Raw genomic sequence first — 25572 nt, 5'->3', positions numbered from 1 at the left:
ACCGACAGCAGGGAAGAATGACGACGTCGAGACACAGGTCCCTTCTTCCTGCGATCCTGCTGGCGGCGGGGCTGGCAGCGCCGGCATTCGCCGAGGACGCCATCGGCATTACCAACCTTGCCTTCCGCACCGGCCCGTTCGCCACCGCGGGCACGCCACTGGCTGACGGCCAGCGCGACTACATGCTGATGCTCAACGAGCGCGACGGCGGCGTCAACGGCATCAGGCTGGACTACAGCGAGTGCGAGACCGGCTTCAACACCGACAAGGCAGCCGAGTGCTACGAGCGCACCAAGGCTGCCAGCCTCGTCACCCAGCCCTCGTCGCCCGGCGCCACGCTGGCGATCCTGCCGAAGGCAGCCGCCGACAAGCGGCCGATGCTCGCCCCCGGCTACGGCTTCTCGGCGTTGTCCGAGGGCAAGGTGTTTCCCTGGGCGTTCAATCCGCCGGTCACCTATTGGGACGGCGCTTCGATGATGCTGAAGAGCATTTCGGGGGGCGATCTCGACAGTCTGCGCGGCAAGAAGATCGTGCTTCTCCACCTCGATGCCCCCTATGGCGAAGAGCCGATCCCGTTGCTGCAGGAATATTCCGACACGTTCGGCTTCACCCTGCTGCCGATCCCGGTCGGCGTGAAGGAGATGCAGAGCCAGTCGGCCCAATGGCAGAAGATCGAAAGCGAGCGTCCGGATTTCGTGCTGTTGTGGGGCTGGGGCGCGATGAATGCCGGTGCCTTCGCCGAGGCGATCAAGACCGGCTTTGCGATGGACAGGCTGGTCGGCATCTGGTGGGCGGGCCATGACGAGGACCTGAAGGCGATCGGCGACGCCGGCAAGGGGTATCGCACGCTGTCATGGAACCTGCCGGCGCCGAACGCCGGGGCCATGCAGGACATCCGCAAATATGTCGTCGAGGCCGGCAAGTCGCCGACGCCGCCGGAACAGCTCGACCAACTGTTCTACCAGCGCGGCGTGCTGATCTCGATGCTGTCGGTCGAGGCGATCAAGGCGGCCCAGGAGCACTTCGACGCCAGGATCATCACTGCCGAGCAGCTGCGCTGGGGGCTGGAAAACCTGAAGCTCGACGCCGACAGGCTCGCCTCGATCGGCGTGGAAGGGATGATCGGGACGTTCTCGACCTCATGCGGCGACCATGCCGGCCATGCCTCCGCATGGATGCTGTCGTGGGATGGCGCAAAATTCGTCAAGGCGTCCGACCCGCTGACCGCAGATCGCGAGATGATCGCGCCGCTGGCCGATCTGGAGGCAAGGAAGTACGCCGAGGCCCACGCGCCGTGGGCGATGAACGAAGAGTGCAAGATGTAAGGCGGAACGCTCTTCCGGGGAACGCGGGAGGCCGGACGGAAGCAGCGAATCGAAACACAGGCCGATGCCGTGCGGTCGACGCGCCATGACGGATTGGGGTGGCGCGGCCGATTTCTCTTTTGATTGATTATCTTGTCGCAGCCTGTGGGCAATCTTACCATTGCCCTGCAGCGCGCATTTCGCTATGTGCGCTTGAACTTGTTTTCCGGAGGGACTCTCATGGCTGACAACACGCCGACCGGCCCGGTCGAACTTGGCGCGCAGATGGACTACGCCGAGCATGAAGGCACCTACAATCTTTTCATCAAACTCTCCAAATACGCCACGCTCGTTTGCGTCGCGCTGATGGTCGCCATGGCGTTCGGCTTCTTTACCCCGGCCGGCTTCTTCTCCTCGACTGTGCTGTTCCTGGTGCTCGTCGCCGTTGGCGGCTTCCTGCTCCGCGACCTGCCTGCCCATATCAGCTGATTCTGATTTCTACGGCAGCGAGGCCTTCGCGGTCGTCATAGTTCCAGCCTAGGGGGAGTTGGAACCGGTGATTTTCGCTTCAGATAATACAGACGCGAACGCGCCGCACGCAGCAGCCTTGCCGGTCATTTGTCTGGCAAGGGCAGGCTTTGGCATAGCCAAAGGGACGGGTGCGTCGGCGGTTTCAGCCTCCGTTAGTGTCCAGAGTATTTTTCGTTGGTAAGGCGCCGACGCGTTTATCTGCGTCCGGCACCTTACGTTTGGTAAGGTTCCAGCCGAAAGGATCTAGCGGTGGGCCAGACGATATTCATACCGAGAGAGATTGACGCGATTGAGAGCCGGGTTGGGGCTTCGCCGGAGACGGTGAAACGCCTTGTCGGGCTTGGCTTCGAGGTCGTGGTGGAGAGCGGGGCGGGGACGTTGTCGCGCATTCCCGATGCCGAGTTTGCCGCGGTCGGGGGCAAGATCGGCAAGGCGTCGGATGTTGCCAAGGCAGATGTCGTGCTGAAGGTGCGCCGTCCCTCCGAGGCCGAACTCAAGGGCTACAAGTCAGGTGCCGCGGTGCTCGCCACCATGGATCCCTATGGCAACGACGCCGCGGTGGCGGCGATGGCCAAGGCCGGGGTGACGGCATTCGCCATGGAGTTCATGCCGCGCATCACGCGTGCCCAGGTGATGGACGTGCTGTCGTCGCAGGCGAACCTCGCCGGCTACCAGGCGGTGATCGACGGCGCCGCCGAATATGACCGCGCCTTGCCGATGATGATGACGGCGGCGGGCACGGTGCCGGCGGCCAAGGTGTTCATCATGGGTGTCGGCGTCGCCGGCCTGCAGGCGATCGCCACCGCGCGCCGCATGGGCGCGATCGTCACCGCCACCGACGTGCGCCCGGCGGTCAAGGAACAGGTGGCGTCGCTCGGCGCCAAGTTCCTCGCCGTCGAGGATGAGGAGTTCAAGGCGGCCGAAACCGCCGGCGGCTACGCCAAGGAGATGTCCAAGGAGTACCAGGCCAAGCAGGCGGCACTCACCGCCGAGCACATCGCCAAGCAGGACATCGTCATCACCACCGCGCTGATCCCGGGCCGTCCGGCGCCGAAGCTGGTGTCGGCCCAGATGGTCGCCTCGATGAAGCCGGGTTCGGTGCTCGTCGATCTCGCCGTCGAGCGCGGCGGCAATGTCGAAGGTGCGGTCGCGGGCAAGGTGGTCACGACAGCCAACGGCGCCAAGATCGTCGGCCACCTCAACGTGCCCGGCCGTGTCGCGGCGTCGGCCTCGCTGCTCTACGCCAAGAACCTGTTCGCCTTCCTCGAGACCATGGTCGACAAGACGAGCAAGCAGATCGCCATCAACCGCGACGACGAGCTGGTCAAGGCAACGATGCTGACCGACGCCGGCAAGGTGGTCCACCCCAACTTCGCCAACGCGGCAGCGGCTGCGGCCGTCGCCGATAAACCAAAACCGGTCGTTGCCGGCCACAACCGCGGCGACGACCCGGCGGCAGATGGTGCGGCTACCAAACCGGCCAAGTCCGCCGCCAAGAAGCCCGCCGCCGAGAAGCCCGCCGCGCCGAAGGCCAGCGGGAAGAAGTCGTCCAAGCAGGGAGACGCGTGATGGAAGGTCTTCAGAAAGCCCTCGACCAGCTCGACCAGGCGGTCGCCGCCGTCCGGCTCGGCATCCAGGATCTCGCCACCAGCCAGGGCGCGGCGGAAGCCGCGGGCGACGCCGCGCATGCGCTGAGCGGCGGGGCGATCGACCCGTTCGTGTTCCGCTTCGCCATCTTCGTTCTGGCGATCTTCGTCGGCTACTACGTCGTCTGGTCGGTGACGCCGGCGCTGCACACGCCCTTGATGGCGGTGACCAACGCCATCTCCTCGGTGATCGTGGTCGGCGCGCTGCTCGCCGTCGGCATCGCCGCTTCCGGGCTTGCCACCGGCTTCGGCTTCGTTGCCCTGGTGCTCGCCTCGGTCAACATCTTCGGCGGCTTCCTCGTCACCCAGCGCATGCTGGCGATGTACAAGAAGAAGGACAAGTGACGTGACCCTGAACCTCGCTTCCTTCCTCTATCTGGTCTCCGGCATCCTGTTCATCCTGGCGCTGCGCGGCCTGTCGCATCCGACCACGTCGCGCCAGGGCAACACCTACGGCATGATCGGCATGGGCATCGCCATCGCCACCACGCTGGCGCTGGCCAAGCCCACGCTCGCAGGCCTCGGCCTGATCGTGCTCGGGCTCGCCATCGGCGGCGGCGTCGGTGCGGTCACCGCCCGGCGCATCGCCATGACCTCGATGCCGCAGCTGGTCGCGGCCTTCCACAGCCTCGTCGGCATGGCCGCCGTGATGGTGGCTGCGGCCGCCGTCTATGCGCCGGAAAGTTTTGGCATCGGCACCGTCGGCGCCATCCACGGCCAGGCGCTGGTCGAGATGAGCCTCGGCGTCGCCATCGGCGCCATCACCTTCACCGGCTCGGTCATCGCCTTCCTCAAGCTCGACGGCCGCATGTCGGGCAAGCCGATCATGCTGCCCGGCCGCCACGTCATCAACGCCGCACTGGGCATCGCGCTGGTGGTGCTGATCGTGCTGCTGGTGACGACCCAGTCGACGACCATCTTCTGGCTGATCGTCGCCGTGTCGCTGGTGCTTGGCGTGCTGCTGATCGTGCCGATCGGCGGCGCCGACATGCCGGTGGTCGTGTCGATGCTCAACTCCTATTCGGGCTGGGCGGCAGCCGCTCTCGGCTTCACGCTCGGCAATCTGGCGCTGATCATCACCGGTGCGCTGGTCGGCTCCTCGGGCGCGATCCTCAGCTACATCATGTGCAAGGGCATGAACCGCTCGTTCATCTCGGTCATCCTCGGCGGCTTCGGCGGCGAGACCGCTGCGGTAACCGACGACGGCATCGAGCGCACCGTCAAGCAGGGTTCGGCCGACGACGCCGCGTTCCTGATGATGAATGCCCAGAAGGTCATCATCGTGCCGGGCTACGGCATGGCGGTGGCCCAGGCCCAGCATGCGCTGCGCGAGATGACCGACAAGCTCAAGGCCAATGGCGTCGAGGTGAAGTACGCCATCCACCCGGTCGCCGGCCGCATGCCTGGCCACATGAACGTGCTCTTGGCCGAGGCCAACGTGCCCTATGACGAGGTCTTCGAGCTCGAAGACATCAACTCGGAGTTCGCCCAGGCCGACGTCGCCTACGTCATCGGCGCCAACGACGTCACCAACCCGTCGGCGCGCGACGACAAGGCCTCGCCGATCTACGGCATGCCGATCCTCGACGTCGACAAGGCCCGCACCTGCCTGTTCGTCAAGCGCAGCCTCGGCTCCGGCTATGCCGGCATCGACAACACGCTGTTCTACAAGGACGGCACCATGATGCTGCTCGGCGACGCCAAGAAGATGACCGAAGAGATCGTCAAGGCCATGGACCACTGAGCCGCAAGCTCGGAGCGTCAAGCCAAAAGCAACTCGGAAAAGCCCGGCTCACGCCGGGCTTTTTTGCATATCGGGACGTTTCTGCTGTTGCGCGACGTGTCAGTGCGTTCCGTCGTGCCATGCCCCTCATCCGCCTGCCCGCACTTTCTCTCCGTGAACGGGGCGAAGGAGGCTGGCCGCGACTCTGGCGCCTCCCTCCCCCTTGTGGGGAGGGTAAGGGTGAGGGTGGACGATGGGCGGAACGGGTCTGTCCGTGGAAAGGCGGTTACCCCCACCCCTAACCCCTCCCCACAAGGGGGAGGGGAATCGCTACCGCTGTGCTTCCGTCGCCATCTTCACGGCAAGGCCGGCCAGCACCGTGCCCATCAGCCAGCGCTGGACGGCTACCCAGCCGGGATTGCCGGCTAGGAAGGTCGAGATCGAGCCGGCCGAAATGGCGATGATGGCGTTGACGGTGATGCTGATGGAAATCTGGATGGCGCCAAGGACCAGAAGCTGGGTGAGCACGCTGCCGTCGGCGGGGTCGATGAACTGCGGCAGCAGCGACAGATAGAGTACGGCGACCTTGGGGTTCAGCAGGTTGGTCAGGAAACCCATGGCAAACAGCTTGCGCGGCGTGTCGCGGGGCATGTGGCGCACCTGGAACGGCGAGCGGCCGCCGGGGCGCAGGGACTGCCAAGCGAGCCACAGCAGGTAGGCGGCACCGGCGAAGCGGATGACGTCGTAGGCATAAGGCACGGCAAGCACGAGGGCCGTGATGCCGAAGGCGGCGCAGAGCATGTAGACGACGAAGCCGAGGGCCACGCCGCCAAGCGAAATCAGCCCGGCTTTCGGGCCCTGGCTGAGCGAGCGCGACACGAGGTAGATCATGTTCGGCCCCGGCGTCAGCACCATGCCGAGGGCAATTGCTGCAAAGGCAATGAGGCTTGCGGTGTCGGGCATGCGCGTTCTCTCCGGGACTGGCCATCCAGTTGGTGAAGAGATGCCGGGAAATGGTCAGGCGCGACAGGGGCAGGTGACGGCAGTCAATTGCGGCAGCCAGCCTCGACATTGTTGCCGTCGGGATCGAGGACATAGGCGCCGTAGTAGTTCATCTCGGCCGGGCCGCGCGGTCCGGGTGCGCCATTGTCGGTGCCGCCATGGGAGAGAGCGGCCTTGTGGAAGGCGTCCACCTGCGCGCGCGTCGCGGCCTTGAACGCCAGGTGCAAGGGGCTTGCGGAGGTAATGTGACCGTCAGTCCAGAAGGCCGGCCGGTCGGTGCCCACCCACAGGAACGGGATGTGGTCCCGGGCGCTCCGGCAGACCAGGAACGACGTTTCGGAGTTGTCGATCGTCGACAGGCCAAGGCTCTGCGCCACCGCGTCGTAGAAGCGGCGGGAGGCTTCAAGGTCGCGAACGCGAAAGCCGAGATGGTCGAACATCGACGATGTCCTCAAGCGAAAAATCCGCGCCCGAAGCACGAGGCCCGGGCGCGGATGGATGGCGCCGGTGCGCTTACTTGAGCGGCGCCGTCAGCTGCAGTGCGCCGATCGCCAGGGCGGCGTTCAGGCCGGTCTGGTTGGTCACGCTGAGCGGCTGCAGGGCGATCGAGCGCGCCGAGCCGCCGACGAGCACATTGGCGCCAAGGCCGACGGCGATGGTCGCTTCCGCGGTTGCGCCGACATAGTTGCCGGCGAGGCCGCCCGGGTCATAGACGTCGCGGCTCGGTGCCAGCACCAGCCACTCGAGGGCACCGCCGGTGGTGGTGCCGATGTCGACGCCGTATTTGTTGATCCGGCCGGAATAGATCTCCTGCGTGCGGCTGCCGAAAGCCGGCGTGAACGTGCACTGCATGTCCTTGCTCGAGCCGATGATGAAGCCGGTGCCGCCATTGACGGTGCAGCTCAGCATGCCGAGCTTGGCGCCGAACTGTGCGTGCGCAGGCACTGCCAGCGGCACAAGGGCGAGAGCGGCGAGGAGGGCGAGTTTTTTCATGGGAGAATCCTTTCAGGCATGAAGCGATATCAACCGGATAGCCGCTGAAAGGTTCCCTCTGGCGCGGCTAGGCGATCTTGCGCATTTGCCGGCGAATCGCGTCGGCGAAGCGCATGACGCGCGCCGGCTGCGGCTTTTCTGCGGCATGGAAAGACAGCATGGCAAAGCTGGCTTTCGGCGCGCAGGCCTTGAACACGCCCCATTTCAGGATGCGGCGGACTGGGCGGCGCATCACCAGGCGGTCGACCCACCAGGGGCTGCCCAGCGTAGTGACGGCGACGACATGGCGGAGCCTGTAGAGCAGCGGCCTGATCGGGCCGAAATCGGTGCCGTGGTCGAAGGCGATGCCGGGTGAAAACACCCGGTCGACCCAGCCCTTCAGCATCGCCGGAAGGCCGAACCACCATGTCGGGAAGACCAGCACCAGGATTTCCGCCTCGCGCAGGGCGGCGGCATGGCTCATCAGCGCGCCGGCCTCGAAGCGTTCGCCATAATAGGAGCCGCGTTCGGCCTCGCTCAGCCGCGGGTCGAAGCCGCTGGCGTAGAGATCGAGCAGCGTGACTTTGTGGCCGGCGGCTTTGAGTTCCTCGATGGCCGCGTCGGCGAAATGCCGGTTCAGGCTTTCGGGCAGCGGGTGCGACAGGACCACGAGGCAGTTCAAGGCGAAGCCCTGTCTTTGCGCCGGTGCGGAGATCAGGCGCCGCGTGTGCGGGCCAGACCGTCGACAGCCGGCTTGTAGTTGGGGTCGAGGCGAACCGCCTCGGCATAGGCCTTGGCGGCCTTGGCCTTGTCGCCGCGACGCTCGTAGATCAGCGCCTGGTTGGCCCAGCTCTCGGCGATCTTGCCGTCGAGCTTGATCGCCATGTTGATGTCGGTGAAGGCATTCTCGTCGTCGCCGGTGGCGAGATAGGACAGGCCGCGGCCGTTGTAGGGCTCGGCGGCATCGGGCGACAGCGAGATCGCCTTCGAGAAGTCCTCGATGGCGAAGGCGTGCTGGCCCTGCTGCTGATAGATCAGGCCGCGGTTGTGGTAGGCGCGCGGGTCGGTGGTGTCGAGCTCGATCGCCTTCTGGAAGTCGTTGAAGGCGTCCTGGGTGCGGCCGGCCTTGCGGTAGAGATTGCCGCGGCCGATATAGGCGGCGTCGTAGGAGGCGTTGAGCTGGATGGCCTTGTTGTAGTCGGCCAGCGCCGCCGGCTGGTTGCCCATGAAGCGGTGGATCAGCGCCCGGTTGGAATAGGCCTGGTAGAAGTTCGGGTTGAGCTGCAGCGCCCGGTCGAAGTCCTGGAGCGCCTCGCGGTACTTGCCGCCGCGGCCATAGGCTGAGCCGCGCACATTGTAGGCCTCGGGGTCGTTCGGGTTGCTGGAGACGACGGCGCTCAGCGAGGAGATGTTTTCGCTCGAACCCTGCATCGTGTCGATGCGGGTCAGCTCGCCGGCGGGACCCGACGACTGGCAGCCCGCAACGGCCATTGCGACGAGCAAGAGAGCGGTCATGGTGCCGCCGCGCAGGAGGGAGTTGCGGTTGCTCATGACTGCATTCATCGCGGTATCCCTCGCATGCGCCCCGGGCAGGTGGCGCGGCGTCCGGCGGGAAGCCGAACAAAACAAAAAGGTGGCGGCGATGTTTAGTCGCCCCACCTTGTCGTTATCCTCCGAAAAGGACCAAAAATTGGCAGATCAACGTGCCGGACGAGCACCAGCGCCAGCAGCAGCTGCCGGGCGCGGCGTGCTGGGCAGCAGGCCTTCGCGCTGGGCGCGCTTGCGGGCCAGCTTGCGGGCGCGGCGAACGGCTTCTGCCTTTTCGCGGGCGCGCTTCTCGGAAGGCTTCTCGTAGTGACCGCGCATCTTCATTTCACGGAAGATGCCTTCGCGCTGCATTTTCTTCTTCAGCGCGCGAAGCGCCTGGTCAACATTGTTATCGCGGACGAGTACCTGCACGTGTGATCCTGTCTTTCGGGTTCGAAATCCTAAGGCTAGCGGCAATAGCCACGATGCCTCCGCGATGGTTCCACCGCGAATTGTGGGCGGCTGATAGCAGAATCAGGCCTGCTTGTCCACTGCAAAGGCCGCATTTCCTGCGCTGCGTGGGAAAACGGCGCCGGGCTGTGCCCACTTCCGCCGCAATCGTTGTCGACGAAGCCTGTCCCATCTTCCGGTCCCACATGCAAGGCATTCCATGCGCTCCCTGATTTTCGCCCTGGCGCTCGCCGCCGCCATCCCGCAGGCACATGCCGCCGATCTCATCGGCTTCTGGGACCAGCCGCAGCATGGCGGCAACAGCTTCAACCGGCTGCCGCCCGACCAGGCCTATTTCGATGCGCTGCGCGGCTATGGCGCGACCTGGGTGCGGCTGTCCTATGACAAGTGGAAGCCGGAGAAGCGCGATTTCCTGATCGGCAGCGCCGACAAGTACGAGGGGCTGGTGGCTGCCGATGTCGAGACGCTGAAGCAGGTGCTCGACCGCGCCGACAAGGCCGGGCTCAAGGTGGTGATCGCGCCGCTGTCGCTGCCGGGCATGCGCTGGGCCCAGAACAACGACAACACGTTTGACGGCCGGCTGTGGGCGGACAAGGCCCGGTGGACCGAGGCCGCCGCCTTCTGGCGCGATCTTGCCGCCGAGCTCAGGGATCATCCGGCGGTCGCCGCCTACAACATCGTCAACGAGCCGGCGCCGGAAAAGGAGGGCGGGCTCGCCGAGCACGCCTCTGTCGCCGAGATGCGCTCGTGGTACACCGGGAACGCCGGCAGCTCGCGCGATCTGCTCGCCTTCTACGAAACGGTGATCAAGGCGATCCGCGAGGTCGATCCGGTGACGCCCGTCATGGCCGACGCCGGCTGGTATGCCGCGGCCGACGCCTTTTCCTACTGGCCGGCCAAGCTGACAGACCAGCGCGTGCTTTATTCCTTCCACATGTACGAGCCCTACGCCGCCACCAGCGCGCCGAACATGAAGCGCGACAAGCCCTTTGCCTATCCGGGCAACGTGCCCTTCGGCGACGGCGAGCCGCAGAAATGGGATGCCGAACGGGTAAAGGCCTATCTCGGTCAGCCGGTCGAATGGGCTGACAGCCGCGGCATCGCCCGCAACCGCGTCGTCGCCGGCGAGTTCGGCTGCATGCGCCGCCTGCCGTTCTGCACGCAGTATCTCGAGGACGTGTTGACCAGTCTCGACGCCGAGGGGCTACACTGGGCGTTCTACAGCTTCCGCGAGGACGCCTGGGACGGCATGGATTACGAGCTCGGTTCGGCCAAGGTGAACTGGAAGTACTGGGAAGCGATGGAGAACAATGCGCCCGATCCGGTCAAGCGCAAGCCGACGCCGGAGTTCGAGCCGATCTCCAGGCGCCTGGCTGCCGGCAAGTAGACGCCGCCGGGCAATCGCGGACGGCGATCTCGTATCTGAGCGCTCAGGCCAGGAACTTCAGGCCGTTGACGATCTTGTCGACGAGCTTGCGCTCGCCATGCAGGCCGAGCCCGACAAGATCCAGCTCGGCCGTCGGCGTGGCCGCAACCGAGGCGCGGTTGTCGGCGTCGTTGCTGGTGGCAAACAGGGGCCGCGTGTAGATCGAAAACGGGATGCCGCGCGAGCGCGCCCGCTCGAAAGTGCGCCGCATCGTCTGGGCGTCCGCGCCGTAGACGAAGACCGGTTCGCGGATCGTGGCGAGATAGTAGTGGTCGTCGCGGTCGCGATAGGCCTCGCCCGCCATTTCGGGAAAACCGTGCATCAGCCCTCCGGTCAGGAAGGCCGCGATGTTGACCTTCTGCCAGGCGGCGAGGTCGTCGAGGAGGATCAGGGCGGTCTTGGTCGGATACATCATCGCCGGAGGCTAGCCGGCGCCGGCTCTTGGGGTCTTGAACGTTTGTGCAAGGCCCACGACATTGCATCGACGGCACCAGGATCCGCGCATCGATGATCACTGACTTCATCGCCACCGACGAACCGGCCCAGGGGCTCCAGCGCCTGGTCGCGCGTTTCGGGGGCCATGCCTACGACCCGCACCGCCACGAGACCTATGCCGTCGGTCATACCCTGTCGGGTGCGCAGGCATTTCGCTATCGCGGCAGCGATCGGATCAGCGTCCGGGACGAGTGCATGGTCATTCATCCCGACGAGGTGCATGACGGCCATGCCGGTGCGCCTGAAGGCTTCACCTACCGCATGCTCTACGTCGAGCCGTGGCTTGTCTGCCGGGCGCTCGGACGCGAAAGTCTCTTGCCCTTCGTGCCTGGCGTGGTCGAGCACGATGCCGAACTCGCGGCCCTGATCGACGATGCCTTTTCCGACTTTCCCAACCCGATGGAACCGCTGCAGGCCGATGCCTTCGTGGCCGATGTCGCTGCGCATCTTGCCCGGCGCAGCGACGATGCCAGGCCTTTGCGCGCAGCCCCCATGCCAATGGAACAACTGGCGAGGGCGCGTTCGTTCCTGTCGGAGGAGTTCGATCGACCCATTTCCTCCGGCGATCTCGAGCGCATCACCAGTCTCGACCGCTTCGAACTGGCGCGCGCCTTCCGCCGGCTCCTCGGGACTTCGCCACATCGCTATCTCGTCGGGCGAAGGCTCGCCCATGCGCGCTCCCGCATGGCTGCGGGCGAGGGATTGGCCGAGGCTGCTGCGGCCTCGGGCTTCGCCGACCAGAGCCACATGACACGCCATTTCCGTGCCCGGTTCGGCATCACGCCGGGGCGGTTCGCCGCGCTCGCGGGTGCTGCCAAGGCCTGACAACTGGACCGCACAGTACCGCATCGTGCACCATGAAAGCGGTGTCTCCGGGGTTTATGTCAGCCGGAAGACCAGCCGGAGTGACCGCCGTTGACCGACACAGCCATGCCCAGCCGCCCATCGGGTGCCGATGCAACCGTGTTCGCGATCCTGCTTGCGGTCAGCTTCAGCCACTTCGTCAACGACGTGATGCAGTCGCTGCTGTCGTCGCTCTATCCGATGCTGAAGACCGACTACCAGCTCGATTTCTGGCAGATCGGGCTCTTGACCATGACCTTTCAGGTCACCGCGTCGATGCTGCAGCCGCTGATCGGCATGTATGCCGACAAGAAGCCGCTGCCCTATTCGCTGCCCGTCGGCATGGGGTCGACGCTGGTCGGGCTCTTGATGCTGGCCTTCGCCCACAGCTACACCATGCTTCTGGTCGGCGCTGCCTTCATCGGCTTCGGCTCGGCGATCTTCCATCCTGAGTCGTCGCGCGTTGCGCGGATGGCCTCGGGCGGGCGCTACGGTCTGGCGCAGTCGCTGTTCCAGGTCGGCGGCAATTTCGGTTCGGCGATCGGGCCGCTGCTCGCCGCCCTGATCGTCGTGCCGCAGGGCCAGACCGGCATCGCCTGGTTCGCGCTCGGCGCCATCGTCGGCATCATCGTGCTGACGCGTGTCAGCGGCTGGTACAGCCGCCATCTCATCGCCACGGCCCGGCCGGCTTCCTCGACGCTGTTTCCGCCGCTGCCGCGCCGCACGGTGATGGTGGCTCTGGTCGTGCTGGCGCTGCTGGTGACGACCAAGAACATCTATACGGCGAGCCTGTCGAGCTTCTACACCTTCTATGTCATCGAGCGCTTCGGCGTCTCGGTGCAGGAATCGCAGTACCTGCTGTTCCTGTTCCTCGGCGCTGCCGCGCTCGGCACCTTCCTGGGCGGCCCGATCGGCGACCGTTTCGGCGCCAAGACGGTGATCTGGTTCTCGATCCTCGGCGTGCTGCCGTTCACGCTGATGCTGCCCTATGCCGACCTGTTCTGGACCAAGGTGCTGACGGTGGTGATCGGCCTGATCCTCGCGTCCGCCTTCTCGGCCATCGTCGTCTTTGCGCAGGAACTGGTGCCGGGCCGCGTCGGCTTGATCGCCGGCATCTTCTTCGGCTTCGCCTTCGGCGTCGGCGGCATCTCGGCTGCCGTGCTCGGCGTCGTCGCCGACAGCCACGGCATCGCGTTCGTCTACAAGATCTGCTCCTACCTGCCTTTGCTCGGGCTGCTCACCATCTTCCTGCCCAACATGAAGGCCGCGCGCGCAGGCGCGGCCTGACATGCCGTGCCCGGTCAGACGCGGTTGATCGAGACGCCACCGTCGGCAAGCAGCGCGGCACCGGTGGTGAAGCTCGACGCCTCCGAGGCGAGATAGAGCGCCGAGCGGGCGATCTCCTCGGGCCTGGCGATGCGCTTCAGCGCATGCAGCCCCTCGATGAAGGCGCGCTCGTCGGCGGTCTTGAAGGTGGCCATCGGCGTGTCGGTGCCGCCGGGCAAAAGCGCGTTGACGCGGATGCCTCGCGAGCCGTACTCCGCCGCCAGAACCTGGGTGAGGCCGATCAGCCCGGCCTTGCTCGCGGCATAGGCGGCCATGCCGGGCATGCCCACCGTGTGGCCGACGAAGGTCGAGGTGAAGATCAGCGAGCCTGAGCCGCGCCTCAGCATTGCCGGGATCTGGTGCTTGGCGCCGAGATAGGCGCTGGTCAGGTTGGTCTCCATGACCTCCGTCCAGCTTGACAGTTCCAGTTCCGTGACCGGGCCCATCTCGCCGACGAGGCCGACATTGTTGAAGGCGATGTCGAGGCCGTCGAAATGGGTCTCTGCTTTTTCTACCAACGCGCGGGCAAAAGCCTCGTCCCTGACGTCGCCGGAAACCGCGACCACTTGACCCCCGTCGGCGCGGATTTCCGTGGCGAGCGCTTCCAATGCGGGGGCGCCGCGCGCGGCAAGAACCAGGCGCGCGCCCTGCCGTGCAAACAGCCGCGCCGTTTCCCGGCCGATGCCGGAACTGGCCCCCGTGACGATCGCGACCTTTCCGTTCAAATCAAACATGCGTCTTGCTCCTGTGCGCTCAGCGGCGTCTGCCGGCTGCGCTGGCACAGGTCGCAATTCGGCGGTCGGCGGGCCACCCGATACATGCGGCACAAACGGGCGGCACAAAACGGCAGGCCCCGTCGCAAACAGCGCAAGGCTGGTCGTCGGATTTCGCTAGTGCTACACCTCGCGCTCTGACGCTTCCGGCATCTGCGAGGCCCTGAAAAAATGCGGAAATATTCGGTTTTTGCCATAGCCCGCGAGGCGATGCGCGGACACAAGGGCTGGGAGGAGCAGTGGTCCTCGCCCGAGCCGAAGAGCGAATACGACGTCATCATCGTCGGCGCCGGCGGCCATGGCCTCGCCACCGCCTATTATCTCGCCAAGGAACACGGCATCACCAATGTGGCAGTGCTGGAAAAGGGCTGGCTCGGCGGCGGCAATACCGGCCGCAACACCACCATCATCCGCTCCAACTATCTCTACGACGAATCGGCCGGCATCTACGACCATGCGCTGAAGCTGTGGGACGGGCTGAGCCAGGACCTCAACTACAACGTCATGTATTCGGCACGCGGTGTCATGATGCTGGCGCACAATGTCCATGACGTGCAGGTGCTGAAGCGCCACGTGCATGCCAACCGCCTGAACGGCATCGACAATGAATGGCTGACGCCGGAGCAGGCGAGGGAATTCTGCCCGCCGCTCAACATTTCCGCTTCTGCGCGCTATCCGGTCGTCGGCGCCTCGCTGCAGCGCCGCGGTGGCACCGCCCGCCACGACGCTGTCGCCTGGGGCTATGCCCGCGGCGCGTCGGACCGCGGCGTGCACATCATCCAGAACTGCGAAGTGACGGGCGTGCGCCGCACCCCCGACGGCCGCGTCTCGGGTGTCGAGACCTCGAAGGGCTTCATCGGCGCCAAGAAGGTCGGCGTCGTTGCTGCCGGCCACACCTCGGTGATCATGAACATGGCCGGCGTGCGCATGCCGCTGGAGAGTTACCCGCTGCAGGCGCTGGTGTCGGAGCCGGTCAAGCCGGTGTTCCCTTGCGTGGTGATGTCCAACACGGTGCACGCCTACATTTCGCAGTCCGACAAGGGCGAGCTGGTGATCGGCGCCGGCACCGACCAGTACATCTCCTATTCGCAGACCGGCGGCCTGCACATCATCAACCACACGCTCGACGCCATCTGCGAGATGTTCCCGATGTTCACGCGCATGAAGATGCTGCGGTCGTGGGGCGGCATCGTCGACGTCACGCCGGACCGGTCGCCGATCCTGGCCAAGACGCCGGTACCGGGCCTCTACGTCAATTGCGGCTGGGGCACGGGCGGCTTCAAGGCGACGCCGGGCTCGGGCAACGTCTTTGCCCACACCATCGCGCGCGACGAGCCGCATCCGATCAACGCGCCCTTCACCATCGAGCGCTTCCGCACCGGCCGTCTCATCGACGAGGCGGCAGCGGCTGCGGTGGCGCACTGAGCGGAGGGGCCGACATATGTCCGAAAGGCCGGTCAACCTCGCCGAGAAGCTCGGGCTGTTTTCCGAGCACTGGACGCCGAAGATCGTCGCCGGTTTCAACGGCAACGACATCATGGTCGTTAAGGTCAAGGGCGAGTTCAACTGGCATTCACACCCGGATACCGACGACTTCTTCATGGTGCTGAGCGGCAGGCTGCGGATCCAGATGCGGGACGGCGATGTCGTTCTCGGACCGGGCGAACTCTATGTCGTGCCGAAGGGCATCGAGCATTGCCCGCTTGCCGAGGAAGAAACCCACCTGTTGCTGATCGAGCCCGCCGGCGTGCCCAACACCGGCGACCCGACGACCGCCGTGATCAAGAACCGGATCTGACCCCTATGGTTCCGACGCATTGCCATCCCAGCGACCTGCACGCCGCCCGTGCCGCGGTCGCCTGTGCCATGGTGCGCCGATGACCATGCTCGCGACCACACTGGCCGCTGTCGCTGCCCCCTTCGTCCTCGCCGAGGAAAAGGGCATGTTCCACATGCCCGACGCCAGCGAGGTGCGGCTTCAGGCGATCAGCCGCACCGGCAACGAGGACGAATGGCCGTTCTCGGTCGCCTCGGGCATTCTCGCCTGCGTGTGGAGCGGCGGCCGCAGGGTCGTTTCGTTCATCGAGCAGCCCGAAGCCCCCGACGACGAGCACGAGCCGGCGCCCGGACGTCATGTCATCGTTTCGGCCAACCCGTTCGAACTGACCTTCCTCAACATATCGAGCCGCGACCTGTTCTTGCCGGCGGACACGGTGGAGGCGCTGATCAAGCGCGTCGCCCCGTTCGAGGCATTGGGGCGACGGCTCTGCGACCAACCCCAAGGCTCCAACATCGGCCCCGGCGAACTCTAGGGATCATCCAGATGCTTCTCATTCACTGCCCCTATTGCGAGGAAGAGCGCCCCGAGCTCGAGTTCCGCAACGCCGGCGAGGCGCATATTGCGCGCTCCACCAACATCGCCGCCGAAAGCGACGAGGATTTCGAGAAGTTCTTCTTCATCCGATCGAACCCCAAGGGCGTGATCTTCGAGCGTTGGCGCCACATCCATGGCTGCGCGCGCTTCTTCAACGCGGCCCGTGACACCATCACCGACCGGTTCCTGCTCACCTACAAGGCCGGCGAGCCGAAGCCCGACGTCTCGACCCTGTCGAGCGAAGGCGGGCCTGCGGCATGGGCGAACCGGCCGCCGGACCAGCTCAACGAAAAACCCAAGAGCAAGCGCTCGACCAAGGGAGAGGCATGATGGCCGGTTCCTACCGCATTTCCGGCCAGGGCCGCCTGACGCCTGCCAAGACCGCGCGCTTCACCTTCGACGGCAAGGCGATGACCGGTCTCGCCGGCGACACCGTCGCCTCGGCGCTGCTTGCCAATGGCGTGCATCTCGTCGGCCGCTCGTTCAAGTATCATCGTCCGCGCGGCATTCTTTCGGCCGGCGCCGAGGAACCCAATGCGCTGGTGACCGTCACCCGCGATGCCGCGCGCAAGACGCCCAACGTCCGCGCCACGGTGCAGGAGCTCTATGACGGGCTCAACGTCGCCTCGCAGAACCGCTGGCCGTCGCTCTCCTTCGACGTCGGTGCCGTCAACGACATCGCCTCGCCGTTCTTCTCGGCAGGCTTCTACTACAAGACGTTCATGTGGCCGAAGGCGGCGTGGAAGAACTTCTACGAGCCCAACATCCGCTCGGCTGCCGGCCTTGGCGTCGCGCCCGACCAGCCCGACCCCGACCACTATTCGGCGCGCTACGCGCATTGCGAAGTGCTGGTGCTCGGCGGCGGTGCCGCGGGCCTCGCGGCGGCGCTTGCGGCGGCCGAGACCGGCGTGCGGGTCATCATCTGCGACGAGCAGGCCGAATTCGGAGGCGCGCTGCGCTTCGAGAAGGGCGCGGTCATCGACGGCCAGGACGGCTGGAGCTGGGCGCAAGGCGCTGCCGCAAGACTCGCCGCGATGGACAATGTCACCGTGCTGCCGCGCACGACGGCCTTCGGCTACTACGCGCAGAATTTCGTCGGCCTCGTCGAACGAGTCACCGACCATGTCGCGCGCCCCGGCCGCGACGAGCCACGCGAGCGGCTGTGGCAAGTCCGCGCCCGGCGCGTGGTCATCGCCACCGGTGCCATCGAGCGCCACATGGTGTTTGCCAACAACGACCGCCCGGGCGTCATGCTGGCCTCGGCCGCACGCACCTTCCTCAACCACTACGGCGTCGTCGTCGGCAAGAATGTCGGCGTCTACACCGCCAATGACAGCGCCTATGGCGCGGCGATCGACCTCAAGAAGGCCGGCGTCGGCGTTGCGGCGATCGTCGACCTGCGCGACAACCCCACCGGACCGCTGGTCGACGAGGCGCGCGCACTGGGCATCGAGGTCAACCATGGCCGCGCCGTCACCAGCGCCAATGGCAGCCAGCGCATCAAGTCGATGACCGTGCAGGCCAAGGGCGGCGGTGCCGAGCGCACCATCGCCGTCGACGCGCTCCTGATGTCGGCAGGCTGGACGCCGTCGGTGCACATGTTCTCGCAGTCGCGCGGCAAGGTCGCCTTCGACGACGCCACCAAGCGCTTCCTGCCCGGCACCTACGCCCAGGATTGCGTCTCGGTCGGCGCCTGCAACGGCTCCGACTCGCTGGAAGACACCGTCGGACAGGCGCTCGAGGCTGGCGCTGCCGCGGCGCGCGCCTCCGGGGCCAAGTCGGCGAGCGCCGTCACGCTCAAGATCGACGCCTCGGAAGGCTGGCACGGCGGCATGCTGGGTTCGGGCCCGGGCGCCGGCGCCGGCACCACGGTCAAAGCCTTCGTCGACTTCCAGAACGACGTCACCGCCAAGGACATCCGCCAGGCGGTGAAGGAGGGCATGCGCTCGATCGAGCACGTCAAGCGCTTCACCACCAACGGCATGGCCACCGACCAGGGCAAGACCTCCAACATGCATGGCCTGGCCATCGCCGCCGAGGCGCTGGACAAGGACATTCCGCAGGTCGGCCTGACCACCTTCCGCGCGCCCTACACGCCGGTGACCTTCGGCGCCATCGTCAACCACGCCCGCCACGGCCTGTTCGACCCGACGCGCAAGACAGCGACCCATGCCTGGGCGGAAGCGCATGGCGCCGTGTTCGAGGATGTCGGCCAGTGGAAGCGCGCCTGGTATTTCCCGCGCGCCGGCGAAGACATGCATGCCGCGGTCAACCGCGAATGCGTGACCGTTCGCAAGTCGGCCGGCCTGTTCGACGCCTCGACCCTCGGCAAGATCGAGGTCGTCGGCCCGGATGCGGCGAAGTTCATGGAGTTGCTCTACACCAACCCGTGGGAGAAGCTCGAGGTCGGCCGCTGCCGCTATGGCATCATGCTGCGCGAGGACGGCTTCATCTATGACGACGGCGTGGTCGGGCGCCTGGCGCAGGACCGCTTCCATGTCACCACGACCACGGGCGGTGCCGCGCGCGTCATGAACCACATGGAGGACTACCTCCAGACCGAGTTCCCCGACCTCGACGTCTGGCTGACGTCCGTTTCGGAGCAGTGGGCGGTGATTGCCGTGCAAGGTCCCAATTCGCGGAAGATCATCGAGCCGCTGGTCGAGGGCATCGACATGTCGGACGAGGCGATGCCGCACATGTCGGTGCGCGAGGGCAAGGTCTGCGGCGTGCCGACCCGGCTGTTCCGCATGTCGTTCACCGGCGACCGCGGCTTCGAGGTCAACGTCCCGGCCGACTACGGCCGTGCCGTCTGGGAGGCCCTGTGGGCCGAGGGCCAGAAGCACGGCGCCTGTGCCTATGGCACCGAGGCAATGCACGTGCTGCGCGCCGAGAAGGGCTACATCATCGTCGGCCAGGACACCGACGGCACCGTCACGCCCAACGACGCCGGTCTCGACTGGGCCGTCGGCAAGAAGAAGACCGACTTCGTCGGCATTCGCGGACTGATGCGCCCGGACCTTGTCGCCAAGGGCCGCCGCCAGCTCGTCGGGCTCAAGACCAGGGATCCGCGCACCGTGCTCGAAGAGGGCGCCCAGATCGTCGAGAACCCCAAGCAGGCGATCCCGATGAAGATGATCGGCCACGTCACGTCGAGCTACTGGTCCGAGAATTGCGACCGCTCGATCGCCATGGGCCTGGTTGCCGGCGGCCGCGACCGCATCGGCGAAACGCTCTACGTGCCGATGCCCGACGGCGTCATCGAGGTGGAAGTTACCGGCACCGTGTTCTTCGACGAGAAGGGAGACCGCCTCAATGGCTAAGGTCGCAACCGCCATCCGCAACCCCGCCCTTGCCGGCCACAGCGTCGGCGGCCACGGCGTGTCGCTCAAGGTGCTGGGGCCGGCCAGCCGCATGTCGTTGCGCGCCCGCCCGGCTGCCGTCGCCGCGCTCTCCAAGGCGCTGGGCGTGAGCCTGCCGGACAGGGCCAAGACCTCCGCGGCGAAGAGCGGCCGCACGATACTCTGGCTCGGCCCGGACGAATGGCTGGTCATCGACGAGGCTGGCGGCGATCCCGTTGGTGACTGCGCGTCGGTCAAGGGCCTGCACTCGGCGGTCGACGTGTCGCATCGCAACGTCGCCATCGCGGTGACCGGCCCGAATGCCGCGGCAACCGTCAATGCCGGCTGCCCGCAGGACCTGTCGCTTCAGGCTTTCCCGGTCGGGGCCGCCTCGCGCACCGTGCTCGGCAAGGTCGAGATGGTGCTGCTCAGGACCGGCGAGGACGCCTTCCGCGTCGAGTGCTGGCGCTCGTTCTCCGACTACGTCTATGGCTTCCTGTCGGAGGCCGCGCGCGACTAGTCCGGGCCCGGATGAGGTGGTGGAAGGTGCCATGCCCCGGAACCCACGGGGCAGGGCAGGCGTTTGTTCTCGACATCGACGAGAGGACAATGCGATGCCATCCATGCCCAATCAAAGCCCCGGGCAGATGCGGCCGAAGCGCGAAAGACGCGCCCGGCGCAGCGACGCCAGGCCCAAGGACCAGGATATCCTGCAGGAAGAACTCGACGAAGGTCTGGAAGACAGCTTCCCGGCGAGCGACCCTGTTTCGGTGACTTCGACGACGATTTCCGGGGCGCCTAAGCCTGCCGGCGAAAAGTGACCGTCCCGATTATCAATGAAAAAGCCGCCCCTTTCGGGCGGCTTTTTCATTGATATCGCTCAATCAATCAGTTGAAGCTGGGCACGATCCAGGGATTGATGTCGATGCCGACCCTGGGCTTGTCGCTGGTTCGGATGCTGTTCGTGGTCAGCGGTCCCCGATCGTCCTTGATCCCACCGGTTGCGCCGCAGTCCAGCTTGCCCGCCATCTCCGTGCATGCGGCGGGGGCGTGCGGTTTGGTCGTGTGCGTGTCTTTTGCCATTGCAAGGCCGCTCGTCGCGAGCAACGCCGCGAGCGCCAGTACAGTCCGTTGCATTGTCCATCTCCGTAAAATTTTATCCGTACATGTACGGTATGCCTTACAGATACGACCGCACCTCACGCATCGCAAGGGGTATTCCGTACGTGTACGGAGATTTTGTTGTCGAGGCACTGAAAGCACTGAATGCTGCCCCGGCAGGCGCTAGCAATTGCCGGGTTCGTCGGTGAGCGGGGTCACCTCGGTCGCTGCCAGTCCGGCAAGGGCGAGGTCGCCGATCCGCAATACATAGGCCTTCGGGTCGCCGAACGGATAAAAGGGAAACGTGATCAGCAGCGAGATCGCGCCATGGGCCACCGTCCACAGGGAGGTGGCTATGGCGCGCGCGTCGCCCTTCAGCTTGCCCGCCGTGATGCAGGCTTCGACCCGTTCCGTGATCACCTGGAAGGCCGGGTTTCCGCGTTCCATCTCGGCAAAGGTTTCTTCGACCGGCGGCTTCTGCTTCTCGGTCATGAATACGGTCCGGTATTCATTCGGATTGCCAAGGCCGAACTCGGCATACTCGACAAGCGCCGCGCGGACCGCTTCGAGTGGATCGCGAGGCCGGTTCTGCCGCATCCGTCGCGCAAGGTCGATGAAGGCATTCTCGGCGAGCGCCATCAGGATCTCTTGCTTGTCGGCGAAGTAGGAATAGACCGACATCGGCGCATAGCCGACCCTGGTGGCGAGCTTGCGGATCGTCAGGCCTTCATAACCTTCTTCCCGCACCAGCGCGTGAGCGGCTGCCACCAGTTCGGCCCTGAGTTCGGCCTTCTGGAGCTCACGTCGGTTTGCGGCAATAGTGGACAAGGATACGCCCTGCTGACTTCACGTACTCGAAGCCAGCGACTCTATACGCCGCTCCCAAGGGCAGCAAGGTAACCGGCCATAGCTCATCAGGACTAATCCCAGGAGGAGAGGGCCGGGGCGAATGAGGACGGTGTCAGGCGGTCTCGCGCTTCGGCTCGACGAATGTCAGTGTCAGCCAGCGCGCGGTCAGCGCGGGCTTCTTCTGGTCCTCGATCTCCATGGTCACGTCGTGCGTCGCCTGGATCCAGCCCGACGGGCGGATCTTGAGGTCGGCGAGCACGAAGCGGGTGCGGATGCGGGATCCGGTCTTCACGGGGGCCGCGAACTTCAGCGATTCGAAGCCCTGGTTGATGCCCATGTCGCCGCCCTCGACAGGCGGGACTGTCTCGAACGTCATCGCCGACAGCAGCGACAGCGTCAGGAAGCCATGCGCGATGGTGCCGCCGAACGGCGTTTCCCTGGCCGCCCGCTCGGGGTCGCAATGGATGAACTGATGGTCGTCGGTGGCGTCGGCGAACTTGTCGATCATCTCCTGGGTGACGGTGCGCCAGGGCGATACGCCGATCTCCTTGCCGACGGTGGCCTGAAGTTGCTCGAGATTGATTGGTTTCAGGCTCATCGCATCCCGTCCTGCATAAGAAAAAGTCATGCACCGCGCACCAGCGACAGACTGATACAGAATCAGACAGGCCCTGTCATCGCTTGCAGCGGCAAATCCGTCGCAGATTGGCCAACCAAATAACCGACAACTATTCCGCAGGTTCCACGCCGGTGTAGGCGGCTTCCTCGAGCTCGCGCTTGAGGCGGCTTTCCTCGGCGACCTTGGGCGTGATGAAGCGGCCGAGCAGCAGGTAGGCCACAGGGGTCAGGAACAGCGTCGAAACGGTCGCCAGGCCGAGGCCGCCGACGATCACCCAGCCGAGCGCGATGCGCGCCTCGGCGCCTGCGCCTTGCGCCAGCACCAGCGGCAGGCCGCCGAGCACGGTACAGATCATCGTCATCAGCACCGGCCGCAGGCGGATGCTCGCCGCGTCTTCAATGGCCTGGCGCACGCCCATGCCGCGGTCGCGCAACTGGTTGGCGAACTCGACGACGAGGATGCCGTTCTTGGCCATGACGCCGACAAGCAGCACCAGCCCGATCTGGCTGTAGGCGTTGAGCGAGGTGCCGGTCAGGATCAGCGCGAAGACGGCGCAGGCGAGGCCCAGCGGCACGGTCGCCATGATGATGACCGCCGAGACGAAGCTCTCGAACTGCGCCGCCAGCACCAGGAGGATGATGACGATGGCGAAGCCGAAGATCGTCAGCATGCTGCCGCTGGTCTCGTTCAGCGTGGCGGCCTCGGCGAGCGGCAGCAGGCGGCTGCCGGCGGGGAGCACGGGTGCGGCGATTTCCTCGACCCGGTTCAGCGCGTCTCCGAGCGCGAAATCGTCGGCCAGGCTCGCCGTGATGGCGATCGAGCGCTGCTGCTGTTCGCGCGACAGCGACGGCGCGACAGCGCGCTCGGTCAGCGAGGCAATGGTCGAGACCGGCACGAAGCGTCCGTCATTGGCCCGGATGAAGATGTTTTCGAGGTCGGTCGAATCGTTGATCGGGTTGGTCGTCGAGACCAGCTTCACGTCGTAGCTGCGGTCTTCGATGAAGACGCTGGCGATCTTGCGGCCGTCGAGCATCGCCTGCAGCGCCGGCGATAGCCCGTTGATGTCGATGCCGAGGTCGGAGGCGCGGTCGCGGTCGACGGTGACGAAGAGCTGCGGCTGGTTGGCGTCGGTGGAGAGGCGCGGCTGGCGGAAGCGCGGGTCCTTTTCCATCTCGGCCAGCACCTTGGCGGCGGCGACGCCGAGATCGGCATAGCTGTTGCCGACGAGGGCGAATTGCAGGCCGTTACCGGCGCCGCGGATGCCCAGGCTGTTGGGCTGGCCGACGGTGGTGCGCACGCCCGGCACGTCGCGCGTCCGCGACAGGATGTCGGCGGCGATCTGCTGCTGGGTGCGGCTGCGTTCGCTCCAGGGTGCCAGCGACAGCACCATGAAGCCGCTGTTGTTGTTGTTGCCCATGCCGGCGCTGACGAAGGTGCTCTCGATCTCGCCCGACTTGCGCAGCGGCTCGATCAGTCCTTCGATGCGGCGCAACTGCGAAGCGGTGTAGTCGAGGCTGACGCCTTGCGGGGCGGAGATGCGCAGCATCACCATCGAACGGTCTTCGGTCGGCGTCAGTTCCTGGCGCACGCTGCCGAAGGCGATGTAGGCGGCGCCGGCAAACAGCACGGAAACGACGATGACGATCCATGGTGCGTTGAGGCAGGCGCGCAGGCAGCGCGCGTAGATGGCGGCGAGCTTGCTGCCGAGCTTGCCGAGCGCGCCGCCATGGCTGTGCTCGATGCTCTTCTCGGTCAGCATGCGCGAGGCCAGCATCGGACACAGCGACAGCGCCACCACCGACGACAGCAGCACGGCGATCGCCAGCACGAAGCCGAATTCGCGGAACAGGCCGCCGGTCTGGCCGGGCAGGAACGAGATCGGGATGAACACGGCGGCGAGGGTGGCGGTGGTGGCGACGACGGCGAAGAACACTTCCTGCGTGCCGAGCACGGCTGCGGCGCGCGGGCCCATGCCTTCGTTGCGGCGGCGGACGATGTTTTCGAGCACCACGATGGCGTCGTCGACGACGAGGCCGGTCGCCAACACCAGCGCCAGCAGCGTCAGGATGTTGACCGAGAAGCCGGCGAGATAGATGCCGGCGATGGTGCCGATCATCGCCACAGGCATGGCGAAACCGGGGATCAGCGTCGCGCGCCAGTCCTGCAGGAACACGTAGATGACCAGCAGCACGATGGTCACTGCCAGGACCAGGGCGATCTCGACCTCTTCGATGGCGCCCTTGACGAAGGTGGCGTCGTCCGAGGTGACGCGGATGGTCATGCCCTCGGGCAGGGTCTGCTGGATCTTTTCCGCTGCCGCGCGCACGCCTGTCGAGATGTCGAGCGTGCTGGACTGGGCCTGGCGCACGATGCCGATGCCGATGCCGGTCTTGCCGTCGGAGCGCAGCGAGGTCGAGCCGGGATCGCCGCCCAGCGTCACCGTCGCCACGTCGCCGAGCCGGGTCTTGCCGTTGATGATGATGCTCTCGAAGGCTTCAGGCGTCGTCACCGCCGCGCTGGCGCGCACGATGATGTCCTGGTTGCCGACGGTCAGCGACCCCGCCGGCGCGTCGAAGGAGACGCTCGCCAGCGCGTTGGAGATGTCGGCCAGCGTCAGACCGAGGCTGGCGACCCGGGCCTGGTCGATGTCGACACGGAACACCTTGGCGCGGTCGCCATAGGTCTGCACGTCGGCAACGCCGTCGACGGCGGCGAGCGCGTCGACGATCTGGTCCTCGACCAGGATGGTCATGTCCTCCACGGGCATGGTGTCGGAGGTCACGGCCAGGCGCATCACCGCGTCGGCATTGGCGTCGGCCTTGACGATGCGCGGCGCATCGGCGTCGTCAGGCAGCGTGTTGGTCACCCGGCCGACGGCATCGCGCATGTCTGATGCCGCGACGTTGAGGTCGACGCCGTCGTTGAACTCGACGGTGACGCGGCTGTTGCCGTAGGACGAGCTCGACGAGATCGATTTGACGCCGGTGACGCGCGCCACCGCGCCCTCGACCACCGCCGTCACCTCGCGGTCGACGATTTCGGCGGCGGCATCGGAATAGGTGGTCGACACGGTGATGACCGGGCGGTCGACGTCGGGCAGTTCGCGCACCTCGACGCCGTAGAGGGCGGCGAGGCCGGCCACCACGATCAGCGTATTGATGACGAAGGCCAGCACCGGCCGGCGCACGAAGAGTGCGGTGATGCCTTTCTCGGCGTTCTCGTTATGGACGGTGCTCATGTGCCGCGCTC

Annotated in this window: 27 protein-coding genes; 15 read left to right on the top strand and 12 right to left on the bottom strand. The window is 66.0% G+C overall.

The window, feature by feature from the left end:
* Window positions 1–17 precede the first annotated feature (17 nt).
* The 5 genes from ASC75_RS21115 to ASC75_RS21095 all read left to right on the top strand — a co-directional run bounded on the left by ASC75_RS21115 (window position 18) and on the right by ASC75_RS21095 (window position 5225).
* Window positions 18–1325, top strand: coding sequence for an ABC transporter substrate-binding protein (locus ASC75_RS21115; protein WP_055979906.1), 1308 nt, complete (start codon window positions 18–20; stop codon window positions 1323–1325).
* A 219-nt stretch (window positions 1326–1544) separates the two neighbouring features.
* A complete protein-coding gene (locus ASC75_RS21110; protein ID WP_055979903.1) occupies window positions 1545–1793 on the top strand; it encodes an aa3-type cytochrome c oxidase subunit IV in 249 nt (82 codons plus the stop codon).
* A 291-nt stretch (window positions 1794–2084) separates the two neighbouring features.
* The gene (locus tag ASC75_RS21105) at window positions 2085–3404 is read left to right on the top strand and encodes a Re/Si-specific NAD(P)(+) transhydrogenase subunit alpha (RefSeq protein WP_055979900.1); all 1320 of its coding nucleotides are present in this window, start codon (window positions 2085–2087) and stop codon (window positions 3402–3404) included.
* Window positions 3404–3826, top strand: a complete 423-nt coding sequence (locus ASC75_RS21100; RefSeq protein WP_055979896.1) for a proton-translocating transhydrogenase family protein — start codon at window positions 3404–3406, stop codon at window positions 3824–3826. The genes ASC75_RS21105 and ASC75_RS21100 overlap by 1 nt, the downstream gene beginning before the upstream one ends.
* A gap of 1 nt (window position 3827) precedes the next feature.
* A complete protein-coding gene (locus tag ASC75_RS21095) occupies window positions 3828–5225 on the top strand; it encodes an NAD(P)(+) transhydrogenase (Re/Si-specific) subunit beta (protein ID WP_055979893.1) in 1398 nt (465 codons plus the stop codon).
* Window positions 5226–5534: 309 nt separating this feature from the next.
* On the opposite strand, the gene ASC75_RS21090 is transcribed toward ASC75_RS21095, so the two are convergent.
* The 6 genes from ASC75_RS21090 to rpsU form a co-directional block, all read right to left on the bottom strand.
* On the bottom strand, window positions 5535–6167 hold the full coding sequence (locus tag ASC75_RS21090; protein WP_055979890.1) for a LysE family translocator: 633 nt from the start codon (window positions 6165–6167) through the stop codon (window positions 5535–5537).
* Between the two features lie 83 nt (window positions 6168–6250).
* The gene (locus ASC75_RS21085) at window positions 6251–6646 is read right to left on the bottom strand and encodes a VOC family protein (RefSeq protein WP_055979887.1); all 396 of its coding nucleotides are present in this window, start codon (window positions 6644–6646) and stop codon (window positions 6251–6253) included.
* Window positions 6647–6719: 73 nt separating this feature from the next.
* Window positions 6720–7199, bottom strand: a complete 480-nt coding sequence (locus ASC75_RS21080) for a DUF992 domain-containing protein (RefSeq protein ID WP_055979885.1) — start codon at window positions 7197–7199, stop codon at window positions 6720–6722.
* Between the two features lie 67 nt (window positions 7200–7266).
* Complete coding sequence (locus ASC75_RS21075) at window positions 7267–7860, bottom strand: NAD(P)H-dependent oxidoreductase (RefSeq protein WP_055979882.1); 594 nt, start codon at window positions 7858–7860, stop codon at window positions 7267–7269.
* Window positions 7861–7892: 32 nt separating this feature from the next.
* The gene (locus tag ASC75_RS21070) at window positions 7893–8741 is read right to left on the bottom strand and encodes a tetratricopeptide repeat protein (protein ID WP_055979879.1); all 849 of its coding nucleotides are present in this window, start codon (window positions 8739–8741) and stop codon (window positions 7893–7895) included.
* Between the two features lie 135 nt (window positions 8742–8876).
* On the bottom strand, window positions 8877–9137 hold the full coding sequence (rpsU, locus tag ASC75_RS21065; protein WP_055979876.1) for a 30S ribosomal protein S21: 261 nt from the start codon (window positions 9135–9137) through the stop codon (window positions 8877–8879).
* 238 nt (window positions 9138–9375) lie between these two features.
* On the opposite strand from rpsU, the gene ASC75_RS21060 reads away from it, so the two are divergent.
* Window positions 9376–10563: a cellulase family glycosylhydrolase gene (locus ASC75_RS21060; protein ID WP_055979872.1), complete on the top strand. Its 1188-nt coding sequence runs from the start codon at window positions 9376–9378 to the stop codon at window positions 10561–10563.
* Window positions 10564–10606: 43 nt separating this feature from the next.
* Here ASC75_RS21060 and ASC75_RS21055 read toward each other — a convergent pair whose 3' ends face one another.
* Window positions 10607–11017, bottom strand: a complete 411-nt coding sequence (locus ASC75_RS21055) for a DUF2000 domain-containing protein (RefSeq protein WP_055979869.1) — start codon at window positions 11015–11017, stop codon at window positions 10607–10609.
* A 92-nt stretch (window positions 11018–11109) separates the two neighbouring features.
* Here ASC75_RS21055 and ASC75_RS21050 point away from each other — a divergent pair, with 92 nt between their 5' ends.
* Complete coding sequence (locus tag ASC75_RS21050; protein WP_055979865.1) at window positions 11110–11922, top strand: AraC family transcriptional regulator; 813 nt, start codon at window positions 11110–11112, stop codon at window positions 11920–11922.
* Between the two features lie 105 nt (window positions 11923–12027).
* Window positions 12028–13227 (top strand): MFS transporter, encoded by a 1200-nt coding sequence (locus ASC75_RS21045; protein WP_055980293.1) that lies wholly within the window; start codon window positions 12028–12030, stop codon window positions 13225–13227.
* 14 nt (window positions 13228–13241) lie between these two features.
* On the opposite strand, the gene ASC75_RS21040 is transcribed toward ASC75_RS21045, so the two are convergent.
* Entirely contained in the window at window positions 13242–14000 is a 759-nt protein-coding gene (locus tag ASC75_RS21040) for an SDR family oxidoreductase (protein ID WP_055979861.1), read from the bottom strand.
* Between the two features lie 210 nt (window positions 14001–14210).
* On the opposite strand from ASC75_RS21040, the gene ASC75_RS21035 reads away from it, so the two are divergent.
* The 7 genes from ASC75_RS21035 to ASC75_RS21005 all read left to right on the top strand — a co-directional run bounded on the left by ASC75_RS21035 (window position 14211) and on the right by ASC75_RS21005 (window position 20575).
* A complete protein-coding gene (locus ASC75_RS21035; RefSeq protein WP_055979858.1) occupies window positions 14211–15464 on the top strand; it encodes a sarcosine oxidase subunit beta in 1254 nt (417 codons plus the stop codon).
* 16 nt (window positions 15465–15480) lie between these two features.
* Entirely contained in the window at window positions 15481–15837 is a 357-nt protein-coding gene (locus ASC75_RS21030) for a cupin domain-containing protein (protein ID WP_055979855.1), read from the top strand.
* A 79-nt stretch (window positions 15838–15916) separates the two neighbouring features.
* On the top strand, window positions 15917–16351 hold the full coding sequence (locus ASC75_RS21025; protein ID WP_082496688.1) for a hypothetical protein: 435 nt from the start codon (window positions 15917–15919) through the stop codon (window positions 16349–16351).
* An 11-nt stretch (window positions 16352–16362) separates the two neighbouring features.
* A complete protein-coding gene (locus tag ASC75_RS21020) occupies window positions 16363–16743 on the top strand; it encodes a sarcosine oxidase subunit delta (protein WP_055979851.1) in 381 nt (126 codons plus the stop codon).
* Window positions 16743–19736 carry a sarcosine oxidase subunit alpha gene (locus ASC75_RS21015; RefSeq protein WP_055979848.1) on the top strand — a complete coding sequence of 998 codons (2994 nt, stop codon included), beginning with the start codon at window positions 16743–16745 and terminating at the stop codon, window positions 19734–19736. Before ASC75_RS21020 ends, ASC75_RS21015 begins: the two co-directional genes overlap by 1 nt.
* On the top strand, window positions 19729–20274 hold the full coding sequence (locus tag ASC75_RS21010) for a sarcosine oxidase subunit gamma (protein WP_055979845.1): 546 nt from the start codon (window positions 19729–19731) through the stop codon (window positions 20272–20274). Before ASC75_RS21015 ends, ASC75_RS21010 begins: the two co-directional genes overlap by 8 nt.
* 103 nt (window positions 20275–20377) lie before the next feature.
* On the top strand, window positions 20378–20575 hold the full coding sequence (locus ASC75_RS21005; protein WP_082496687.1) for a hypothetical protein: 198 nt from the start codon (window positions 20378–20380) through the stop codon (window positions 20573–20575).
* Window positions 20576–20642: 67 nt separating this feature from the next.
* Here ASC75_RS21005 and ASC75_RS21000 read toward each other — a convergent pair whose 3' ends face one another.
* The 4 genes from ASC75_RS21000 to ASC75_RS20985 form a co-directional block, all read right to left on the bottom strand.
* Entirely contained in the window at window positions 20643–20891 is a 249-nt protein-coding gene (locus tag ASC75_RS21000; protein WP_082496686.1) for a hypothetical protein, read from the bottom strand.
* Between the two features lie 147 nt (window positions 20892–21038).
* Entirely contained in the window at window positions 21039–21683 is a 645-nt protein-coding gene (locus ASC75_RS20995) for a TetR/AcrR family transcriptional regulator (RefSeq protein WP_055979837.1), read from the bottom strand.
* Window positions 21684–21816: 133 nt separating this feature from the next.
* Window positions 21817–22302 carry a MaoC family dehydratase gene (locus ASC75_RS20990; protein ID WP_280137972.1) on the bottom strand — a complete coding sequence of 162 codons (486 nt, stop codon included), beginning with the start codon at window positions 22300–22302 and terminating at the stop codon, window positions 21817–21819.
* Window positions 22303–22432: 130 nt separating this feature from the next.
* Window positions 22433–25561 carry an efflux RND transporter permease subunit gene (locus ASC75_RS20985; RefSeq protein ID WP_055979833.1) on the bottom strand — a complete coding sequence of 1043 codons (3129 nt, stop codon included), beginning with the start codon at window positions 25559–25561 and terminating at the stop codon, window positions 22433–22435.
* Window positions 25562–25572 lie beyond the last annotated feature (11 nt).

It is taken from the genome of Aminobacter sp. DSM 101952, from assembly GCF_001424795.1.
Lineage (GTDB): Bacteria > Pseudomonadota > Alphaproteobacteria > Rhizobiales > Rhizobiaceae > Aminobacter > Aminobacter aganoensis.
This window is presented reverse-complemented; position numbering and strand designations above follow the sequence as displayed.

Coding starts and splice junctions, on each gene's coding strand:
- ASC75_RS21115 (WP_055979906.1), top strand. CDS start 18: ATGACGACGTCGAGACACAGGTCCCTTCTTCCTGCGATCCTGCTGGCG.
- ASC75_RS21110 (WP_055979903.1), top strand. CDS start 1,545: ATGGCTGACAACACGCCGACCGGCCCGGTCGAACTTGGCGCGCAGATG.
- ASC75_RS21100 (WP_055979896.1), top strand. CDS start 3,404: ATGGAAGGTCTTCAGAAAGCCCTCGACCAGCTCGACCAGGCGGTCGCC.
- ASC75_RS21090 (WP_055979890.1), bottom strand. CDS start 6,167: ATGCCCGACACCGCAAGCCTCATTGCCTTTGCAGCAATTGCCCTCGGC.
- ASC75_RS21085 (WP_055979887.1), bottom strand. CDS start 6,646: ATGTTCGACCATCTCGGCTTTCGCGTTCGCGACCTTGAAGCCTCCCGC.
- ASC75_RS21080 (WP_055979885.1), bottom strand. CDS start 7,199: ATGAAAAAACTCGCCCTCCTCGCCGCTCTCGCCCTTGTGCCGCTGGCA.
- ASC75_RS21070 (WP_055979879.1), bottom strand. CDS start 8,741: ATGAATGCAGTCATGAGCAACCGCAACTCCCTCCTGCGCGGCGGCACC.
- ASC75_RS21060 (WP_055979872.1), top strand. CDS start 9,376: ATGCGCTCCCTGATTTTCGCCCTGGCGCTCGCCGCCGCCATCCCGCAG.
- ASC75_RS21055 (WP_055979869.1), bottom strand. CDS start 11,017: ATGATGTATCCGACCAAGACCGCCCTGATCCTCCTCGACGACCTCGCC.
- ASC75_RS21050 (WP_055979865.1), top strand. CDS start 11,110: ATGATCACTGACTTCATCGCCACCGACGAACCGGCCCAGGGGCTCCAG.
- ASC75_RS21045 (WP_055980293.1), top strand. CDS start 12,028: ATGCCCAGCCGCCCATCGGGTGCCGATGCAACCGTGTTCGCGATCCTG.
- ASC75_RS21040 (WP_055979861.1), bottom strand. CDS start 14,000: ATGTTTGATTTGAACGGAAAGGTCGCGATCGTCACGGGGGCCAGTTCC.
- ASC75_RS21035 (WP_055979858.1), top strand. CDS start 14,211: ATGCGGAAATATTCGGTTTTTGCCATAGCCCGCGAGGCGATGCGCGGA.
- ASC75_RS21030 (WP_055979855.1), top strand. CDS start 15,481: ATGTCCGAAAGGCCGGTCAACCTCGCCGAGAAGCTCGGGCTGTTTTCC.
- ASC75_RS21025 (WP_082496688.1), top strand. CDS start 15,917: ATGACCATGCTCGCGACCACACTGGCCGCTGTCGCTGCCCCCTTCGTC.
- ASC75_RS21020 (WP_055979851.1), top strand. CDS start 16,363: ATGCTTCTCATTCACTGCCCCTATTGCGAGGAAGAGCGCCCCGAGCTC.
- ASC75_RS21015 (WP_055979848.1), top strand. CDS start 16,743: ATGGCCGGTTCCTACCGCATTTCCGGCCAGGGCCGCCTGACGCCTGCC.
- ASC75_RS21010 (WP_055979845.1), top strand. CDS start 19,729: ATGGCTAAGGTCGCAACCGCCATCCGCAACCCCGCCCTTGCCGGCCAC.
- ASC75_RS21005 (WP_082496687.1), top strand. CDS start 20,378: ATGCCCAATCAAAGCCCCGGGCAGATGCGGCCGAAGCGCGAAAGACGC.
- ASC75_RS21000 (WP_082496686.1), bottom strand. CDS start 20,891: ATGCAACGGACTGTACTGGCGCTCGCGGCGTTGCTCGCGACGAGCGGC.
- ASC75_RS20990 (WP_280137972.1), bottom strand. CDS start 22,302: ATGAGCCTGAAACCAATCAATCTCGAGCAACTTCAGGCCACCGTCGGC.
- ASC75_RS20985 (WP_055979833.1), bottom strand. CDS start 25,561: ATGAGCACCGTCCATAACGAGAACGCCGAGAAAGGCATCACCGCACTC.